The sequence below is a fragment of the Thermococcus sp. M36 genome (assembly GCF_012027355.1).
Lineage (GTDB): Archaea > Methanobacteriota_B > Thermococci > Thermococcales > Thermococcaceae > Thermococcus.
Genome location: NZ_SNUH01000298.1, coordinates 1 through 406 on the forward strand (window position 1 = coordinate 1; position 406 = coordinate 406).

Here is a 406-nt window from a genome sequence, read left to right on the forward strand (position 1 = left end):
TGGTTTTGATTTCAAGGCTTCATTTTTATTTAGTGGAGTTATGGTATTGTTATCTGAGTTTCTTCTTGTTTTTTTTGATAAAGATATAATATTGATTAATTTGGAATTAATATTAATATTTCTTCCATTTTATATTGATGTTTCCTTGTTAAATATTATTGAGGTTAGAGCTTGGATTTACATATTTTTAATGTATTTCTTTCTTCCAGATAAGCGATTTCCTTTCCATCGGGTGAAACCTTCGGTTGAAACTCTTCTTTCTCTGTTGCAATCAATGGCTCTTCTTTAATAACTGTCGATGCATAGAAATAAGGTTCTTCTTTTCTGGCAATGGTTGCTTTCATGATATCCCAACTACCGTTGCGTTCCGCTGAATAATATAAGGTTTTACCATCCGGAGCAAAAG

The 406-nt window shown here is 31.5% G+C and carries 1 protein-coding gene; it reads right to left on the reverse strand.

Annotation, left to right across the window (positions count from 1 at the left end; genetic code table 11):
- Positions 1–164: 164 nt before the first annotated feature.
- Positions 165–406: PD40 domain-containing protein (locus tag E3E36_RS12430; protein WP_167895639.1), on the reverse strand; the 242-nt coding region annotated here is incomplete at its 5' end.